General features: G+C 66.1%; 8 protein-coding genes. 5 read left to right on the top strand and 3 right to left on the bottom strand.

Annotated elements, in window-relative coordinates; genetic code table 11:
• The first annotated feature begins 113 nt into the window (after positions 1 to 113).
• From ACX25U_RS32030 to ACX25U_RS32020, 3 genes are all read left to right on the top strand, one after another.
• The gene (locus ACX25U_RS32030; protein ID WP_454385185.1) at positions 114 to 3,071 is read left to right on the top strand and encodes a helicase-related protein; all 2,958 of its coding nucleotides are present in this window, start codon (positions 114 to 116) and stop codon (positions 3,069 to 3,071) included.
• Entirely contained in the window at positions 3,065 to 6,910 is a 3,846-nt protein-coding gene (locus ACX25U_RS32025; RefSeq protein ID WP_454385184.1) for an Eco57I restriction-modification methylase domain-containing protein, read from the top strand. The genes ACX25U_RS32030 and ACX25U_RS32025 overlap by 7 nt, the downstream gene beginning before the upstream one ends.
• 134 nt (positions 6,911 to 7,044) lie before the next feature.
• On the top strand, positions 7,045 to 11,976 hold the full coding sequence (locus ACX25U_RS32020) for a DEAD/DEAH box helicase (protein ID WP_454385183.1): 4,932 nt from the start codon (positions 7,045 to 7,047) through the stop codon (positions 11,974 to 11,976).
• Between the two features lie 98 nt (positions 11,977 to 12,074).
• Here the strand turns inward: ACX25U_RS32020 and ACX25U_RS32015 are convergent, their stop codons facing one another.
• Positions 12,075 to 12,965: a DUF5655 domain-containing protein gene (locus ACX25U_RS32015; protein WP_454385181.1), complete on the bottom strand. Its 891-nt coding sequence runs from the start codon at positions 12,963 to 12,965 to the stop codon at positions 12,075 to 12,077.
• 838 nt (positions 12,966 to 13,803) lie between these two features.
• On the opposite strand from ACX25U_RS32015, the gene ACX25U_RS32010 reads away from it, so the two are divergent.
• Positions 13,804 to 16,608 (top strand): ATP-dependent helicase, encoded by a 2,805-nt coding sequence (locus ACX25U_RS32010; protein ID WP_454385180.1) that lies wholly within the window; start codon positions 13,804 to 13,806, stop codon positions 16,606 to 16,608.
• A 314-nt stretch (positions 16,609 to 16,922) separates the two neighbouring features.
• On the opposite strand, the gene ACX25U_RS32005 is transcribed toward ACX25U_RS32010, so the two are convergent.
• Both ACX25U_RS32005 and ACX25U_RS32000 read right to left on the bottom strand, forming a co-directional pair.
• Complete coding sequence (locus ACX25U_RS32005) at positions 16,923 to 17,381, bottom strand: ASCH domain-containing protein (protein ID WP_454385178.1); 459 nt, start codon at positions 17,379 to 17,381, stop codon at positions 16,923 to 16,925.
• A 17-nt stretch (positions 17,382 to 17,398) separates the two neighbouring features.
• Positions 17,399 to 19,459 carry a GNAT family N-acetyltransferase gene (locus ACX25U_RS32000; RefSeq protein WP_454385176.1) on the bottom strand — a complete coding sequence of 687 codons (2,061 nt, stop codon included), beginning with the start codon at positions 19,457 to 19,459 and terminating at the stop codon, positions 17,399 to 17,401.
• 217 nt (positions 19,460 to 19,676) lie between these two features.
• Here ACX25U_RS32000 and ACX25U_RS31995 point away from each other — a divergent pair, with 217 nt between their 5' ends.
• Positions 19,677 to 20,258, top strand: a complete 582-nt coding sequence (locus tag ACX25U_RS31995) for a hypothetical protein (protein WP_454385174.1) — start codon at positions 19,677 to 19,679, stop codon at positions 20,256 to 20,258.
• The last annotated feature ends 113 nt before the right edge of the window (positions 20,259 to 20,371 follow it).

Raw genomic sequence — 20,371 nt, 5'->3', positions numbered from 1 at the left:
TGATCATGGAGTTTGGAGCCTGTGTCGCGGCTGATTGCCTGATCCGTCCCCCTCCGATGTCCGTCCCGGTAGCCTGCTACCTGCTGATCAGCAGGTAGGGAGATACATCAGTCATGTACGAGCGCGGGATGCGGGTACGGCTCCGAGATCGTTTGTGGGAGGTCGAGGCTGTCCGTGGCGCGGGCAGCGAGGCATTCCTCGATCTGCGCCGGGCCGATGAGCGCCCTGGGCCGCGCCACCTGACGGTACTTGCCGGCAAGGAGCCGACGATCAGCCTGGAATCGGCCACACAGCTGCGCTTCGAGCCCGGCAACGCCGTCCTGCTCAATGAACTTCATGACGCGCTGGCCCTCACCATGGCCCACGGCCGCGGAGACCTTCTGGCAGTCGAGCACGGCCGGATCGATGTGGAGCCCTACCAGCTGGTGCCCGCCCTGGTCGGCATGCGCCAGCCGCGCGTACGCCTGCTGGTCGCGGACGATGTCGGTCTGGGAAAGACCATCGAGGCCGGCCTCGTGCTGATGGAACTGGCCCGCCGTGGCCGCGCGGACCGCGTGCTAATCGCCTGCCCGGCAGGTCTCCAAGAACAGTGGGTCGAGGAGATGCGTTTCCGCTTCAACCTCGACTTCGCCAAGGTCGACAGCAAGAAGTGGCTGGAGGTCCGCCGAGACAATCCGACCACAGTCAGTCCGTGGACCGCCATCCCGTACGCAGTGTCATCGATCGACTACTTGAAGAACAACGTCGGGGCCATTCAGGCTGCGCCCCCATTCGATGTGGTGATCATCGACGAAGCCCATCACGTCGCCCGCGCGTATGCAGGAGAGGGACGTTCCAGCGCCACCGACCGCAGCCGCCTGGCCCGCGCACTGGCCGACCACAGCCGGGAGCTGCTCCTGCTGTCGGCCACCCCGCACAACGGGTACCAGGAGTCTTTCGCTAGCCTGCTCCAGCTCCTGTCTCCGCACCTGGCCGCCGATGACGGGCGGCTGGATCCCGAGCTGGTCCAGCCGTACATCGTGCGCCGGCTCAAGGACGACGTCACCCGCGGCGAACCGCCTCAGCCGATCAGCCGGCGCCTGCCGCCGCAGCCCATCGAGGTCCGCCCGACGAGCCGGGAGAAGGAGATCCACCAGCGGCTGCGCGGGCACAGCAAGCGCATGCTGCACGCCCTGCGCGGCACCGACTCCTACTATGTGCAGGCGTTCGCCCTGGAGGTGCTGCGCAAGCGTGCTCTGTCCAGTCCCTACGCGCTCTTGCAGAGCCTGCGCCGCCGAGCGGAGAACCTCGGCATCCCGCCAGTCGATCGCACCGGTCGGCAGCGCATGGACGTACTGCAGCAATACCGCGGGGACACCGCACTGCCGGAAGCAGACCTGCGGGCCGCCGAGGAGCTGGCGCTGGAGGGCGTAGCTGCGCACCTCCCGGAGGACCATCTACGCGAGGAGCAGCGCCTGGTCGGCAGGCTCTTGGACATGGTCGAGGCCCTCAGCCCCGGCGATGACAGCAAGCTCACCCGGCTGCAGGGCTGGCTGGAAGGCTTCCGTGCCGGGCGGCGCGGGGAGAGGGTCATCCTCTTCACCGAGTACCGCGACACCCTGGATTACCTGGAGAAGAACCTGGGCCACGGGCCGCTGCTGCGGATCGACGGCACCATCCCACTGGCGAAGCGACGCGCGGTGCTGGAGCGGTTCGCCGCCACGCCTGGAGCAATCCTGTTGGCCACCGATGCCGCCGGAGAAGGGCTCAACCTGCAGGGCGCCTGCCACGTCGTGGTCCACTATGAACTGCCGTGGAACCCGAACCGGTTGGAACAACGCAACGGCCGCGTCGATCGCTACGGCCAGCCGCACGTCGTCGAGATCAGCTACCTCTATCTGGCCGAGACCCGCGATGAGGAAATCCTCCAGCGGCTGCGTGACAAGCTCTCCACCATCACCAAGCAGCTCGGCTCCAGCAGCGACGTCCTTGGCGTGGCCGGCCGCAGCGACGTGATCGACGGTCTCCTGGAAGACATCGACGCTGAGGAACTGGAGCAGCGCCTGGAACGGGCTGTCCAGCAGGTCCGTGACTATCTCGAGCGCAGCGGCGCCCTCGTGCTCATGCAGAGCATGAAGAACGAGAAACAGATCGAGGGCGAGACCACGGCCGCCCGCGAACAGGCCGGCTGGCTCCTACCGGATTTCGACGAGTTCCGGCAACTGGTGGCCTCCGTGGTGAGGCAGTGCGGCGGCTCCGTCACGGGCAACGGCGACATCGTGACCATCGAGCCCGGGCCTCTCCTCAAGCAGTACCCGCTCGTCCCCCAAGAGGGATTTCAAGCCACCTTCAGCCGTTCCGTCGCGCTCGAACCCGAGCACCACGGAATTGCTTTCCTCACACCGGCCCACCCCCTGGTGCGGGCGGTCCTTCAGCGCGTCCGCACCCGCCTGTACGACGAGCACGCCGCCAACCGCGTCGCCGTGCGCCCCGTGGTGGAAGGCCACGGCGGGTGGTTGTTCACCTACGTCGGCCGGATCACCTCCGACGACGGCCGTGTGCTGGAAGAGCCCCTGGTGCCCGTCTTCGTCCCTCGCAGCGCCGACGGCACACCCGCCGCGCCCAGCCAGGACCCGACCGCCGACCTGCGCCGCCTACGCCAGCGCCCCGCGCCCTCCGGCAGTCTCGACATCACCGAGAAGGCCCGTCAGGAACTGGCTCCTGGATTCGACACCGCCGCCCTGCTCGGGCAGCAAGAAGCCTCCCGCCGAATCGCCGTCCGCGCCGAAGCTCTGCGAGAACACTTGACCGCCCAATCCCAACGCCTACACGCCGACCTCGACCGCTGGCACGCCGCAGAACTGGCCGAGGCCGAGAGGCGCTTCGCCACAAGTGCCGGTGACAGCATCCAGCTCGGCCTCTTCGCCGACACGGGACACGGCGCCTTCCATACCGTCGGCGAAGCCCGGGCCGCAGTCGATGACGAGTTCAACCGGCGCCGCAAGGCCCTCAGCCGCGGCTATCAGGTCGCCGATGTCACCGCCGGTGAACCAGTCGGCTGCATCGTGTGCGTGGAGGTGCCCGCATGCTGAACATCACCGTCGCCGGCACCACTCTGTCCACGTACTATCTCTCCGATCCCGCGCTGTTCCTGCGCGAACAACGCGGCCGGGTCGGAGCCGATGATGCGGCAGAGGGCATCCGCCACGCCAAGCGTGAGCTGCGCCGCCTGGTCGCCGATATCGACGAGACCAGCACTCTCGGGGAAACCCGCAAGCGCATGCTCACCTGGCTCTCGTACTTCGGCTGGACCTTCACCGGCAGCCTCCCTGCCATAGAGGAACCCGTCATCGGCCGCGCCAGTGCCCCCGATGGCCAACCGAGCTCGGCCGACCTCGTCTCCGTGCTCATCACCCCACCCGGGCAGCACCTGGACGCCTCCCCCACCGGCCGCCGCGCGGGCAAGCTTCGGCCCCAGCGTCAGGCCGAAGTGTGCGCCCGCGAGCACCGGCTCCCCGCCGTCCTGCTCAGCAACGGCAGCGAACTGCGAGTCATCCGACGAGACCCCGGGCTCGGCGGAGAAGCAAGCTACCTCTCGGTCGACCTCGCCGGCCTGGCCGAACTCGGTGACGAGCACGAATGGCGGGTCCTGTGGGCTTTGCTGCGGCCCGAAGCCTTCACCCCCGACCCAGCTGGCGAAATCCTGTGGAAGCTTGTCGAGGACGCGAGCTCCGAGGCCGCCACCGCTGTCAGTGAGAACCTCTCCGGCGGTGTACGCACCGCCATCAGCGCCATCGCCAACGGCGCTCTCCACCACTGGCGGCAGCACCAGCAGCTCATCCCCGAACCCCGCGACCTCTTCTCCGAAGCTCTCAAGATCGCCTATCGCCTGCTGTTCGTCGCCTACGCAGAGGACCGCGGCCTCCTGCCCGTCGGCACCCCCTCCTACGACCGGGGCTACTCCCTGCGCGCCCTCCGGCGGGAGATCTTGGCCGAAGCTGGCTGGGCACCCGACGGCGGTCTTCTGTGGAACTCCCTCCAAGCGTCGTGGTCCCTGTTGCGTGACGGCGTCGACGCCGGCGAACTCCAGATCACCGGCTTCAACGGGGGCCTCTTCGATCCAGCCAAGTGCCCACTGCTCGACGACCCGGCCATGACCGTCGGCGACACCTTCGTCCGAGACGCGATCGACGCCCTTTCCTGGGCCGAGACTGAACGCTCCACCAGCAAGACAGCTGTGGGACGGCGAGCAGTCAACTACCGTGAACTCGGTGTCGAACAACTCGGCAGTATCTACGAAGGACTGCTCTCCTTCGAACCACAGATCGCCGACACCCCCAAGGTCCTCGCCCGCATCGGGCGAGGACAGTCGGCCATCGTGCAGGTACTCGACGCCGAGCGGCTGCCCAAGGGCGCTGAACCCCTGGAGTCGTACGACCCAGGCACCTTCTACCTCTTCGAGGCCAGCGGTCAGCGCAAGGGCTCCGGCTCCTACTACACCGCCCGTCCTCTGGCTCACTTCGTTGTTGGCGAGACCCTGCGCCCCCTCATCCAGGACGCTACTTCAGAAGACATCCTCAACCTGCGGATCTGCGACCCCGCCATGGGATCGGGCGCCTTCCTTGTCCCCGCCGTGCACCAGTTGACCGAGGCTTACGGTGAAGCCTTGGCCCGGGAAGGTGAACTACTCGACCACAAACTGGACGACGCCGAACGCGCCGCCTATCGCCGCCTCATCGTCGAACGCTGCATCTACGGCGTCGACCTCAACCCAATGGCGGTCGAGCTTGCCAAGGTCTCCCTATGGCTCACCACAGCGGCAGCAGGAAAGCCCCTATCCTTCCTCGACGCACACCTCCGCTGCGGTAACGCGGTCGTCGGGGCCGAGTTCGGAAGCTGGTCAGGCGTTCCCGCGCCGGCACAAGGCGGACGGTCCCAGCGTGCCGGTACCGAAGTCGGTGACCTGCAAGATTCGCTCTTCGCCATAGAGGAACCCGACCTCGCCTCCCTGGTGCGGGTACGTCGGGCCCTGGCGGCCAGCCCCTCGGAAGACCGCCTCCAGATCCGCGCCAAAGAAAAGCGGTTTGAGCGCCTCCTTGAAGGCGACGATTTCACCAGGCTGCAAGCCCTTGGTGACTGGTGGGTTGCCCCCTACTTCTACACCGAAGAGCTCAAAGGGAACAGCGGGCAGTGGCTCGCGGCACACGACGCCCTGAAGAGAGGCGAACCACTCCGCGGGCATCTCGCACATATCCCAACCGATGTGCGATCCAGGGTCCGCCCCTTCCACTGGGAGGTCGAATTCCCCGAAGTATTCTTCGGCGACAAGGGGGAACGTCGTCCGGATGCAGGGTTCGACGCCATACTGGGCAATCCACCCTGGGAGGGCATTACTTTCAAATCTGCAGAATTCTACGGTCGGTTCGATCCTTCCTACGCCCTACTCAAAAAGAAGGACGAGAAGCTAAGTCGACAACGGGAACTCGACCAGCGCCCTGAGGTTTCTACGGCCCGCGTGGAATTGGATGCCATGCTCGCTGGGGCAAAGAGCTTCATCAAGCAATCCGGCATCTATCGGATGCTCTACGCCCACGGAACTACGTTCAACTACTACCGCACTTTCTTGGAGCGGGAACTCTCGTTGCTAGCCCCCGGTGGGCGCCTGGGCGTAGTCATCGACTCCGGGATCGTCTCGGATGCCGCCACCGGCGAGCATCGCCGCGAACTGCTCGGCCACTTCTCTGTCGACAAGTTCGTACTGTGCGATAACATCAAGGGAATATTCCCCATCCACAAGAGCGAACAATTCCTCCTCCTTGTGGCCGAAAAAGGCGGAGAGACCGATCCGCTTCCCTTCACGAGCAACGTTTCCCAGCTAGACCACCTCCTCGATCTGGAGAGCCGAACTCTCCTAATCACACGGGCTACAATCGAAGCCCTGGCACCTGAAACCTTGGCCATCCCGGACGCCCGCGATCCAGCCCTTCTCAACGTGCTCACCACCCTCTATTCCGGTCACCCCTATCTGTTGCAGAAGATGCCCGAGGGCGGCTGGGAAATCGATTGGGGCCGGGAGCTAGACCTACACGACGACCGCCAAATCCTTTCCGCCACCGGCACCGGCATGCCGCTGCGCGAAGGCAAGCACATTCACCAATACGTACACGACTTCGCGGAACCGACCTACTACCTGAAGGAAGGGATAGGCGAAGCCGCACTGGTGGCACGGGCGCGTAAGCGCGCCAAAAAGAAGGATGTTCGCTCACTATCACGGAGACAGGGCGAACGCTGTCTTCTTGAACCCGGGCCTCGCACTGGCGTCCTTGAGCTTCCTTCCGATCACTATCGTCCGTGCTTCCGAGAGACCGCACGAGGAAGTGATGAGCGCACACTGATCGCCGCCGTTTTGCCCCCTGGAACGGTGGTCACACACGCATTGCACTATTTCTACCGTTCCACCTGGGACGCCGCCGCCAATGGCTATCGGACTGTCCTCAGCGCCCAGGCGATGGTTTACGTGGTGGCCCTGCTCAACAGCCTGACACTGGACTTCGTCGTGCGCCGGAAAGCCAGCGCCCACGTAACAAAGTCAATCATGGCAACGCTCCCAATCGCCGACGTCCCCCTGGATACCGGCCCCGGCGCAAGAATCGTGGATCTTTCAGCTCGACTTACCTGTCGCACCGTCGAATTTGATGAATTGGCCGCCGTACTGGGGGTGGAGTGTGCCCCGCTATCCAAGAACGAGGAGTACGTCCTGCGGGCAGAGCTTGACGCCCGGGTAGCCCAGCTCTACGGTCTGTCAGCCTCCCAGTTGGAGCTGGTCCTGGCTGACTTCCGACAGAGTGCGGATGCAGACGGCAGTCCAGTGCGGCCCAGTGAGGAGTACAAGGCGCTCGTCCGCGAGCACTTCGCCCGCTTGACTGGCTGATCTTGACTGCTGGCGCGGGACGTGTTGTCAGCACTCGGCACTACGCTCGACTCAAGTGGCAAGCGGATCTTCTCTGTTCGGGAGAACCTCCGCTGCGGCTGAGCGATCAACAACGGGTGCAGGAAGGGCGAGAGATGAATCCGCTGGAGCTGGCTGATCGGTTGCGGAAGGACTACCGGCGGTTCACCTGGACCACCTATCCCATCGCTGACCCTGGACTGCGTTCTCGCCTGGAGCGGTTGGTGGACGACGAGGCGCTGCTGTGGCGCGGCCCGTACCTGTCTGTCCAGCCGCGCTTCCAGCTGGACGCCACGTTGGCCGGCCTCGCCACGACCATCGGATTGCCGCCGGAGGTTACGAGCGCGTTCCCGCGGGTGGAGCGGCTGTTCACGCATCAGGTAACGGCGGTGACCCGGATCCGGCAGGGCCTGAACACCCTGGTGGCCACCGGTACCGGCTCGGGTAAGACCGAGTCCTTCCTCATCCCCGTCATCGCGCATGCCTACGAGAACGCGCATCGTCCGGGGGTGAAGGCGATTGCGCTGTACCCGATGAACGCCCTAGTCAACGACCAGGAGGACCGCATCAAGGCGGCCTGCGAGGCGCTGGGGCTGACCTACGGGGTCTACACGGGCGCTACGCCGACGCATGATCGGACCCGGATGCAGGAAATGCCACCGGACATCCTGCTGACCAACTACTCCATGCTGGAGTACATCCTGACCCGCCGAGAGGACCGGGAACTCTTCCGGCACGGGGTGCTGCGCCATCTGATCCTGGACGAGATACACACCTACCAGGGCGCACTGGGCACCGAGATCGCCGGCCTGGTGCGGCGGCTTCGCGGTCATGTCGCCGATGAGGGGCTGGTGTGTGTCGGCCTGTCCGCGACCGTAAGCGCCGGAGGCGACCGCGCGGTCGATCTGCAGCGCACTGCGGAGTTCGCGAGCAGCCTGTTTGCCGCCCCGTTCGACGTGGACGGCATCATCGAAGAAACGGCCGTGCCCCAGCCGGAGCCGGATGTGAGCCTGATCGGCCCGGCGCCGGACCGCGAGCAGCTCCGCCAGGCCTTGGCCGATGGCGGGGACACCTCGCGGCTGCGGGTCGTGCTGGGCGATCCACAGGCCAGTCCGGTGCTGGACCTGCTGCGGGCGCACCTGTCGGAGCCCAGCACGGTCGATGGGCTGGTGGAGCTCCTCGCAGGTCTGCCCCAGCGGCAGGGGGCCGACCGGGATGTGCTGGAAGACGAAGTGGCCGGCTGGCTGTTGCTTGGGGCGGACACCCATACCCCGGAGGGCCCGCCCGTCCTGGAGGCCAAGGTCCACCTGTTCCTGCGGAGCCTGCCCACGCCGGTGCGCTGCGCCGGGGAAGCCGAGCATCTGTTGCTGGATGGCGCGACGACGTGCAACCACGAAGACTGTGGCGCGAAGGCCACAACGCCGTTGGGGGTATGCCTGGGCTGTGGTCAGGACTACGACCTGGAGCGGGACGACCCCGACGGTCCGGTCGCTCGCTATGTGGCCCGCCGCCTGACGGCCGATGAACCTATGCAGGTCCCCCAGACTGGTGACCGGAACTGGTATCCGGCGCGCCGGTGCACGAGCTGCGGCAAGGATGCCAACGGTGCCACGTGTCTGGGATGCGGGTCCGCGACCCGGGAGGTTGTTGTCGCGGTGCCGGAACCCGATCGGCCGCTGACGCGGTGTCCGGTGTGCGGGTATCTGCGCTCGCATGGGGCGGTGCAGGAGTTCACCGCCCGTACCGCCGCCGCGGTCACGGCCGCCGCGTTCAGCTTGCACACCGGGCTGGCGGCGCAGAGCGATGACGAGATGTTGCGACGCCTGCTGATCTTCGCCGACTCGCGGCAGGACACCGCCTTCCAGGCTGGCTACTTGCGCGATCGATCCCGGGCCGTGCAGGTGCGCCGCCTGATCGTGGAGAGCATCTCCGACCGCGTCCGTCAGAGTGAGCCGCCTGCCAGCTTCAACAGCCTCGTCGAGGACGTCTTCCGGCGCGGCCAGGAGTCTGGCCTCTACGAGGACCCGGCGGGCAAGGACGCCCGCCGCCGTGCCCTGCGCGTGTGCGAGTGGGACCTGCTCGGGGAACTCGCCAGCGACGAGCGTCGGCCGCCAACCCTGGAACGCCTCGGGCTGATCACGGTCGGCTACCCCGGCTTGGAAGCGCTGAGTGAGGACGCGCTCAAGCCGCTCACCGACACACTGGGCGCGGACACTACTGCGGCGCGCTGGCTGCTGGCCCGCATGCTTGACCTGGTGCGCACCCGCGGCGGACTCGGCCACGACTTGCTCCAGAAGCGCCTCGACGCCAAGACCGAGGCCGAGCTCGTCGAAGCCGGCGCCACCATGGGCATGGGGCACTCCATCACCGGCTATGGCGAAACCAACGTCAGGGTGCCCGGCGCCAACCCCTTGGCCATGAGCCGCAAGGGCGCAGCCGGCCGCCTGGTACGGACCGCTTTCCCGAGCGTGACCAGCTCGGACGCCATCGAGCGGGGCGTACGCAAGGCCGTTGACCTGCTGGCCGAGCACAACCTGCTGGCCGGCACCCAGGTGGGCAGCGGCCGACAGCGGGTCGTGCTGCGACAAATTCCTCCGCAGGCGATGGAGGTCAGGCCCGCCAGCGAGACAACCTACCGGTGCCGTGCCTGCCGGGCGGTGCAGCCCGGGCCCTCGCCGCAGAATAAGTGCGCCACGTTCAACTGCAAGGGCACCATGGAGCCGTGGCAGGGCGACCCGGACGACCACGAGCGGCTGCTGGCCGCCAGCGATGCTCCGCTCGTCATCAAGGCCGAGGAGCACTCCGGGCAGGTGCCCCTGGAGAACCGCGTGCAGATCGAGGAGCGGTTCAAGGAGGGCGACCTCAACCTGCTGGTGTGCACCATGACGCTGGAGCTGGGCGTGGACCTTGGCCAGCTCCTCGCCGTCATCCTGCGCAACGTGCCCCCACGTCCGAGCAACTACGCCCAGCGCGCCGGTCGAGCCGGACGGCGGGAGGAGCGGGTCGCGCTGGTCGTCACCTTCGCCGGCAGCATGCCCCACGACAGCTACTACTACGCCCGGCCGGTCGAAATGATCCGCGGCGCCATCCGCCCGCCGGCGTTCCTGCTGGACAACCAGCGCGTGCTCAAGCGCCACGCCCGAGCCATGGCGCTTGAGCTGTGCGGCCAGAACCTCCCCCAGTGGATGCGGGGCCTGGTCGCCGAGGACGCGGACGGCAACCTCCACGGCATCGACGAAGTCAAGACCGCCCTCGCCGAAGGGCGCGACCGCATCGCGGCCCAGATCCTCGCCGCCTTCCGCCTCGGCCTAAACGAGGGGGATCTTCCCTGGCTCACCGAAAACTGGGCACACGAGGTGGTCGATTCCTGGGTTGATCACCTCAACAAGCACGTCGAGCCCTACCGCATCCGCCAGAAGGGCCTGCTGGAGGAGTGGATGCAGGCCGCCAGCAAGCCGGGGAACAAGGAAGCCTCCCGGGCCCTCACCAGCATCAACGCCAGCCTGGAGGCCATGCGCAGCGGTGACCGCAACCGCGCGTACGTGCTGTCCTACCTCAGCTCTGTCGGTTTCCTGCCCTCCTACGCCTTCCCTACCGACACCACCAGCCTCGCGCTGGAACGCGAGACGGCCGAGTTGTCCCAGGACTCCGTCCAGGCGCTCAAGGACTACGCCCCCGGCCAGCTCGTCTACGCCCGCGGCGACAAGTGGCTTGTTGACCAGGTCGACTTCCGCCGCGCGAACCTGATCAACTCCGACGGCGTCGGCGCCCTTGACCACATCAACCTGTGCAACCGCTGCGACACGGTGAACGCTCCCACCAGCGCGCACTGCCTGTCCTGCGACAGTGACGACCTGAGCCCCCAGCTCAGCGTGCCGATGCGCGCCATGCGCGCCTCACGCCGTCAGCGGATCTCCGCCGACGAAGAACACCGCTCCCGCTCCCCCTTCGAAGTCACCCACCACCTCGGCGCCCCCAACACCGCCGAGACCTACCTCTTCGAACGCGACGGCCTGGTCCTGCAATGGGAGCGCGGCGCGGACCTGACCGTCCTCAACCGGGGACGCATCACCAGAAATCAAGGCACCAGCGAGCGCTTCGTCATCTGCACCGGATGTGGCTTGTGGTTCGACGCGATCCCTGGCCCCTCCCCGACCCGCGCGCAGCGAGATCGCCAGAAGTTCCACGACAAGATCTGCACCAACCAGCGGCTCGAATACAGCATCCTGCAGGTCGACCGCCGCGTCGACTGCCTGCAGGTCCTTCCCGACCTGGAGACACTCGACATCCGCCCGGACCGGCTTGAGGAGTTCCTCGCCAGCATCCGCGCCGCCCTGGACCTCGGCTGCCGCGTCATGCTCCAGGCCGGCGATGACGAGGTCGCCGGCTTCGACTGGCCCCGACCCGATCCGGAAAGCGACGAAGCCACCTTCCGACTCGCTGTGCTGTACGAAGAGGTCCCCGGCGGCGCCGGCTATCTGCGCCAGCTCGCCGCCCGCTTCGGCGAAGTGGCCGCCGCCCTCGTCCCGGTGCTGGAAGACTGCACCTGCGAGCGCTCCTGTTACGCCTGCCTGCGCTCGTACGGCAACCAGCTGGAAGAAGACCTGCTCGACCGTCACGTCGCCGCAGACTTCCTGCGCCGCTTCGCCCATGCGCCGACGGTGGACGGACGCCGAGTGCCCAGCTACACGGACGCCTTCCACGGCCGCCCGCGCTCCGCTATCGAGCGGCGCCTGGCCATCGCCTTGATGGCCCTCGCAGCACCTCGCGGCCACGCCCAGTACGACTGGGGAGACCGTGGCTCCACCGACGGAACACCCCGCCCCGTCACCGTGGCCGACTTCGCCTGGCCCGACCAGAAAGTTGCCGTCTTCTGCGACGGCTGGAAGCACCACCACACCCCGGAACGACAGGCATCAGACAAGACCAAGCGGGACGCCATGCGGGCCGACGGATGGACTGTTCTTTCCTACTGGGGCGGTCAGATCGTCCGCAACGCCGAGCAGTGCGCGGAAGAAATCCTGGAGCACCTCACCACCGAGCACTGATCAACCCAACGGCCCCGGTAGTACCGCCTCAAGGACGTTACTATCGGGGCCGCCACGGTAGGGGACCCGCATTCGTCACGTCACAGACACCGACACGGCTACCCCGCCGCGTAGCTCGCACGGAAGAGGCCCACAGCCCGCTCCAGATCCCGCTCGGAGCGCAACTGCACCTCCAGATCGCCCGTGCCATGATGGCCGAGCCCCGTCACGTCCCGGGTGAAGCCGGGCACGAGGTCGACCTCCTTCGGGTCGGCCTTGAGGTAGACGAGGAGCTTGGTCTTCTGCGGCGGGCAGACGCAGGCGAAGTTCCGCAGCCGCTGATACGCGCGGTACTGCTTGCGCTGCACCCAGCTGACGTCATCCCCGAGACCGAGCAATACCTCATCCGCCGCCTCTGCCAGCTTCGCCAGTGCCCCGCCCTGCCTGCGGACAGGCAGCAGCCCGGCCCCGTGCCAGCGAACCCGCTTGGCGGTTGACGCTCGCCCGGTGACAGAAGCGACAGGCTCAAGCCCAAGGAGGTTTTTACCGAAGAATCGGTAGCGGACCAGGTCAATGCTGCGCCGGTGCTCGCGCACGGCGTGCACGTCGTAGCGGGTGAAGTCGCCAGCGATGCAGATCAGCCTCGGGCTGTTCCACAGCACCTGGGCTGCGGCCGTGGCCCCGAGCCGGTCGCGCACCAAGTGTTGGAACTCTGCGCGGTGGTCCATCAGCCAGCTGAGGTAGAAGAGGCCCTGGTTGATGACACCAGAGTCCACACCGCGCTTGTACTCGACGATGACCGGCGATCCGTTCTCATCGAGACCGAGCGAGTCGATACGTCCGCCGTGAACCGGGCCGGTGCTGTACTCGCTCGCCAAGAACCGGACGCCCAGCAGCATCTCCATGTTGGCCTCGACGAGGCCCTGCACATCCGACTCGACCTCAGCAAGACGCGGCATGACCTCAGTCACGCCGCTCTTCGTCGTGTGGAACAGCTTCAGGCCCGACACCTTCCCCTCCTCGGCTCAGAGATCGCCAACGCCGAGAGTGGGCGGAATTGTTTCCGGAGCAGCCTCCAGCCGTGTGAAGATGATGTGGGTGACGCCATGTTGCCCCATGGGGTTCACGCTGTCCCCCGGTCCACCGGGGCGTAGCGGTTCCCCCATACGTCCCCCAGCTGCGTTGACGCTTCGTCAGAATAAAGCGAAAGCGCAGCTCAGGAGAGGGGCGAGCCAAAATAGGCCGAGCGCCTTCTAAGCACCTAGTGCATTTCTGCATGGCGCGTACATCTGTGCTAGCGGCACCCCCTTACGCACGTTCGCATTTTCCAGCAACAGATCGCTTGCACTGCACAACGATCATTCCGACGATCGGAAGGCAGCCGACGCGGTCGGCACCGCGTCGTTCGTACCGCTACCCAGTCGTTCCTCAGATGTATGCACATATGCCTGCAAGGACTTACGACTCGTTCCATCGAATTCGCCGCCCGTCAACGAATCCGCGACTCTGCGATCGAGGATGAGATACATTTTGGCGTTCTCCGGGAACCATCCGGCAGCGCCCGCCGCCTCCCCCCAGTCCCAGTCGCTTGCACAATCACCCCACGGGACGCATCGAACGCGTCAGTGCCGGACATCGAACAGGCACACACGTGAGAGTGAGGCATTAACGCACCTCCGACGGAAATAATCAGAGGCCATTAGACGGATTGCCCGACAGGCGCACCAAACGTAATTCGAACTGGTGATAGACAACGTGTTGCAGTAATGAAGCGACTGTCAGTGCCGCTTGGTACACAGTTCATCGCTCGGGGAGCAGGTCCCCGACGTAACGAGTGGAGGCACCTCGGTGCAACTGACCTCAAATCAGCTGGCAGCGATCGACACCGTGGACCGGCACCTAGGAATCGTCGCGTGCGCTGGATCCGGAAAGACCGAAGTCATCGCCCGGCGGGTTGTGAAGTTGCTCCGGCTGCCCGGCGTGGAGCCGCGGCACATTATCGCCTTCACGTTCACTGACCGGGCGGCCGGGGAGCTGAAGCAGCGCATCGTCTCTCGCGTCCGAGAGGAACTGGGGGATGTCCGTGGATTGGCCGAGCTTTTCGTCGGCACCATGCACGGCTACGCCTTGAGCATGCTGCAGTCCCAGGTGCCGGAAACGTTCAAATGCACTGTCCTCAGCGATGTGCAGGCTCGTGTTCTGATCGACCGCAACAGCCGGACCAGCGGCCTGACGACGACGCAGATCCGTACCAAGGGCAAACCGACCCGCCCGATGAAGCGGTACGTCAACTCCCGTCTCTACCAACGAGTTTTGGGCATGCTCCGAGAGGACGAGGTCGAACAGGACGAGTTGCCGTCGGATGTGCTCGACGGCCTGAGCAAGTACCGGGCGTTGCTCCAGCGCCTGCACTACCTCGACTACAGCGAGATCCTCCGCCTCGCCGCGGACCTGCTGCTCCCGCCACCGAGTACGGGAGGGCCGGCCTCCGAACCCGTGGTCAATCTGCGCGCCCACGTGAAGGACACGGTCCGCTACGTCGTGGTGGACGAATACCAGGACACCAACCCCGTCCAGGAGCAGTTGATCGCCGGCCTCATCCAATTCGGCGCGAACCTGTGCGTCGTGGGGGACGACGACCAAACGATCTACCAGTGGCGCGGAAGCGCGGTGAACAACATCCTGACGTTCACCACCCGCCACAGCAGCGCCAAGACCGTGACGCTCAATGAGAACTTCCGCTCGTCCAAGGCGGTGGTGGACCTTGCACGCCGGGTGGCGGAGGGCATCGACCCCTCGCGTCGGTTGAGTAAGTCGATGATCGCCAGTGGCCACCAGAGCTATGACCGCGGCGACCTGCTGGCCCTCTCCTTCGGTACGCCGCAGGAGGAGGCCGCGTGGATCTGCGACCGCATCGAGTGGATGATCGGCCTGCCCTTCACCGACCGTGCCGGCGCGCCGCCGCGGGGCCTGGCGTACTCGGACTTCGCCGTCCTCTTCCGCAGCGTGTCGGGCGACGCCGACCCGCTGGTCACGGAGATGCGCGCCCGGGGGATCCGTTACATCATCAAGGGCCTGAGCCGCCTGTTCCAGACGCCCGAGGTCCAGGCCGCCAAGACCTGCTTCGACTACATCGCTGGAACCGTCGACGGCGACACCGTCGTCACGGCCTGGACGGACGCCCGGCTCGGGCTCCGCGAGGAGGCCCTGAAGCGCGGGGTGAAGATCCTCGACGAGGCCCGCGGCTGGGCTGAGGGCATGCCCTGGGACACTTACACGATCCAGGGCACCTACCAGCGTTTCCTGGGCGAGGTCGGCGTCCGCGAGGAACACCTGACGGCCGAGGTCGGTCGCGAGCGCAGTGAGCTCGCCTTCTACAACCTGGGACGGTTCAGCACCGCCATCGGCGACTACGAGCGCATCCACTTCCTCAGCAGCCCGCCCGACCGGTTCGCCACCTTCGCCAAGTGGCTGGAGCACCAGGCCGGCGACTACTACGAGGAGAGTGACGCCGACGCCGGATACGCCCGGCCCGACGCCGTCACGATCGCCACCGTCCACCAGGCCAAGGGCATGCAGTGGCCGGCGGTGTTCGTGCCCTGTATGCGCCGCAACCGTTTCCCCAGCAAACGGCAGGGCGGACTCGGTGTGTTCCACATCGTCCCGGAGGCCGCTGTCAACGACGCCGACCGCTACCGCGGCAGCGAGGACGACGAGCGCCGGCTCTTCTACGTGGCCGCGACCCGCGCCCAGAAGTACCTCGCTCTCTCCTTCTCCCCCGGGCAGGGCAAGCTCTACCAGCGGGAGTCGCAGTTCTTCGCCGAGGCGACCCGCAACACCTACGTCCTGACCCGGGAGGCCGCCAGGCCCGACGAGTCCACGCTGAAGCGGCTGCCCTCGAGCCCCCTGGCCGACACGCCCGACATCGTCTTCAGCTTCAGCGAGCTGAAGTACCTGTTCGAGTGTCCGTACCAGTTCAAGCTGCGGTTCCTGTATGGCTTCGACTCGCCGTTGCAGAAGGAACTCGGGTACGGCAAGTCGCTCCATGACGTGATGGCCGAGGTGCACAAGCGCGCCGTGAAGGGCGACATCGTCGACACGACGGAGGTGGAGGCGCTCGTCGACCGGCACCTGCACGCTCCGTTCGCACCGGAGCCGCTCAAGGAACAGCTGCGCAACGCGGCTATCCGCTCCGTCCACCGCTATCTCCGCGAAAACGGCTCGCGACTGGCCCTCACCGAGCACTCCGAGCAGCCGGTGGAGGTGCACCTCACGCCGGGGGTGACGGTCAGCGGACGAATCGACCTGATCCGCCGGATCGACACCGGTGAACAGTCCATCGTGGACTTCAAGTCCAAGGAACGTGCCCAGGCTGACGCTGTCACTCGCGATCAACTGCACATCTACGTCGCGGGGTACGAGGAGCTCAGCGGCAAGCGCGCCGACCTCGTCGAGGTCCTGAACCTCGACGAGGGCAGCCGCAGCAGCCGCGAGGAGGTCAACGACACCCTGCTGAAGGAGATTTCCGGCAAGGTCGCCAAGGCCGGGGAGCAACTCCGCCACAACGACATGCCCCGCAAGACCTCGTGGTGCGGCACCTGCGCCGCCTGCGACTTCGCCGCGATTTGCCGGGATCGGCCCGGCGCTCCATAGCGCCTCCCAACCACATCAGCCCGTTGGACCGCGGCGTTGTGCGCTACCAGCGCCACGGCCCAACCTCCGCACCGCCGGTCCAACCAGCGAGATCGTCCCCACCACAACCTCCGCAAGACGCGGCAAAACGCGGCCGAGGGCGCCGGGAGCTGGTCTGCGGTGCCACCGCCGAAGGTGGAGCCGGAGATACCGGCGCAGGATCCACAGCGCCTTCGTCCCATCGCCGTCCACGGCCTGGGCCAGATCGGCGAGGGAGGCGGGCGCGCCCTGACGTTAGCGCATCCGCTCCCGCACGTTGAGGAGGTGCAATCGGCCTAGGCCAGCGTCAGGTCGTTCAATGCGCCCTGAAGGACCGCCCCGGTCACCGGTGCCGCCTCAGCAACCTTCCGGAGGTCTTCACCGGTCAAGTACCGGTAACTCTGCGGTGGATGGAACGATCCCGAGGCTCGCAGCGCGGCCAGCGGTACCGGGTCCTCGAAGGTGATCGGTTCCTCGAGCAACAGACCGCTGGCCTGAGTCGCTCCACTCATGTACTCGTCGTACTCGCGACGACTGATCCCGGCGCTCGTGCGGCTGGCCGACCAGACCTCCCGCGGGGAGGCCACCTGCACGGAAGCGATCCGAACCATGCCTACGATGGCCATCGTGGGCGCGGTCGCATAGAGGAGTACTGGAGTTCCGGGAGGGACGGCGACGCGCTGCCGGCGGACCTCGACCGTCTTGGTTCCGGCCAGGATCGCCGTGGCGAACCGAGGGTGGACGGACAGCAGCATCGCGCGCTCCGGATCACTCACGTCTTTCGGTGCCCCTCTTCGTACATGGCCTGGAACAGTGCGTTGCTGATCTTTGACAGCTGCATCGGCGGTACCCACCGTAGCCCCAGTCCCTTGGCCAACGCGGTCACTCGTGCATGCGTCACCTGCACGGGAAAGATCTCCGTGTCCGAAAACCTCAACGCCATGGCCTTGCCCGACACATCGGCTGCGGCACGCACTTCGGCATGACCATATACGCCCAGGTGTTCGAATTGCGAGAAGAGGGTGTCGGGGTCGTCGATGACCACCTCATCGAGGCGCGAGCAGCCGATGACCATCTTGCCCTGCTGCCCGGAAGCCCCCTCGCTGACGTACCACAGGATCCGGGCGGGAACACTCTCTCCGCGGTGTCCGGACGAGCGGTAGTAGACGTGCTCGCGACTGATGCCCAGTACGTCGTCCCGAGGAACGAGCATGGCCGGAACGTCGAAGAGCTCCGTGGACCAGCGTGGCTTGATGGGTGCAATGAAGGAGGGCAGGGCCGTGTCGATCAGTTTGGCCGGCCACCACACCCGCTCGGCCATGCTCGCGATCTCGGGCGACACGCGATCATCCAGCCGTGGCGTCGACCGCCTCATCCTGCCCGCGATTTCCGCGGCCTTCTTCGAGACGGCCTCAGCAGGTCCGCAGACGTCGACCAGGAGTGCGATGAAGCCACTCTCGTCCTCCGTGAAGCCGTCGGCGCCGGCAGCCGACATGGCTGTCGGCGACAGGAACGGATCGGTAATACGGACCGCCTGCGCCCCTCGCTCTCGACCGAGCCGCTTGAGCATAAACAGCAGTTGCCGGGCAAGTGTCTCCTCCAGCGGGTGCGATGCCGTGCGGAGGAACGCGACGTTCAGCGTCCGGCCGTCCATAGCCCAGACATAGAGCGCTACCGGATGCCCCTCTCCGTCCCGAAGCAGCTCCCTGCGCCACAGCACCCCCTCATTGGCGAGACTTTTCAGCCGCTCCGCGAAGGCCGTTCCACGGTCACCCTCGGCCTGGTCGAAGAAGGCGACCAGCTCTCCTTCACGGCCTGGCGCAATCTCCTCGGCGGAGAAGGCAGTTCCCATGAGATCCGCAGGACGGTACACCTGGGCCTGGCGCAGTTCGTCCACATGCAGCGTGACCACGGCCGGGGAGACGACCTTGACCCGTGCGACGTCCCAGGCGATGTCGGCCAGAGCCGCCAGTGCGGGATCGCGCGTCACCAGCACCTGGAGCCCGGCACACGACGTCTCGGCCACGTAGCGCAAGCGGGAGCGCTGCCGACCGTCGAAGGGGACATCAGGCAGTTCCTTCCTCGCTGCCGCGGCCAGCTCCTCCAAGCGGATGGCAACGGCAGCACTGTCAGGAGACAGTGACCGCAACTCGGCAAGACCCGCACGCTGATGGTTGCGCGCCTCACGCTCCTCGACATCGCGTACATCGTGCAGAAGCTGCGGAGTGAACGCGAGCTCGATCAGGTCGGCGAGCCATCCCGCTTCGAGAGCACGCGACTCCGCAACAGCGCGCTCCGCTCCCGTACCGCGCAGCCCGGCGAACACCCCGTGGTCGACGGTCACCACCAGCAGCGCATCACTCTGGGCCTCGGTGAACAGATCCTCATGCCCCAGGTCGAGCCACCAGGTGTCCAGCGTCTCCTGGTCCTTGCCCCGCCCCAGGCTCTCACCCTTGGGAACAAAACCCAGCGCCGTCCACATGCCGCTGAGCCCATAGTCGCGCCGACACTTCGCACGAATACCGAGGCGATGAGCATGCCGCGCGCGGATCGCCTCGATCAGCTCACGAGCAACACCCCTGCCTCGATGCTCCTCGGCCACGCACAAATGAGCCAGACGCACATACAGACTCCGCTTAGGCAGCCCGAAGAGCGCGTAACCGACGACCTCCTCGTCATCCACAGCCACCAGCAGGCCGCCGTCCTCGGCGTGCTTACGGTAGGCAGGCGGCGTGAGCAGCCCCAAATACTTCGTGTATCGGTCGCCCAAAGCGACAACCGCGTCCAGCAGCTCCAACTGTTCCGCAGACACCGGCAGCACTCTGATCGCCATGCTCCCCCTCCGCTTCTCTCAACCGACAATGCCCCAGGACGGCATACTGCCCAACAACGTCAGTGCCGGGCTACTGATTGATCAAAACCGGCTAACTGGCGGGAACTGACCAGCCAGCCCGCAGCGACCCTGTGACCACGAATCCGATCAACCATCCCAGCCTCTCTGGGCCATTACGCACTCCGGCGGTCACTCATGGGCAGAATCCGCGAGCTGGTTGATCAAGACCGTTCTTCTCCACGACCGCGTGGACGCCGCTTCTACGCTTGCCGTCATGCGCCAAGTCGAGTACCGGAGCATCGGGGTTCCGTTGGAGGAGTATGAACTCACGCGCGGGGACCACCGCCGTCAGAAGCAGAGCGAGGAGAGCAAGGAGTGGGCTCGGCGTCAGGTCGAGGAGGACAACGCCAAGTGCCGGGCAGATCCGGAGAGGGCGGAGCGTCGTCGTCAGGCGTTCGAGAACGTCGCGAAGCTGATTCAGTCCTTCAAGAAGGCCGACCACGAGATCATGCGGTGGCGTGTTCGGCTGTACTGCGGCCACATCATCGAGACGGAGGCGCACTACACGTACACCGACCCTCTGTCCTCCGGGCCATACGGCAGACGATGCTCTGGGTGCGGGGAAGATGGGCAAACAATCGTGGCCTTCGAACCCATCGGGCTGCGTGGCGAGCCACCGGAGTCAACAGAACCCCTGCCTCCGCCGCCGAAGAAGAAGCCGACACGAGCCGAACTCGAACGACGCGTCAAGACGCTGGAGGAGGAGAACGAACGCTTACGCGCGAAGTTCAGTGGCTGAAAGTTCCGACCGAAACCCACTGGACTGACTCGCCAGCAGCTCACGGAGGCCGAACTAACGGCAACAGTGAAGACGCCGCCCGCGCGCGGACATAGACACGGTCCATGTCACCC

The organism is Streptomyces sp. JNUCC 63, assembly GCF_054366325.1.
The sequence above is the reverse complement of the archived record's forward strand: the minus strand, read 5'-3'. Positions and strand labels throughout refer to the sequence as shown.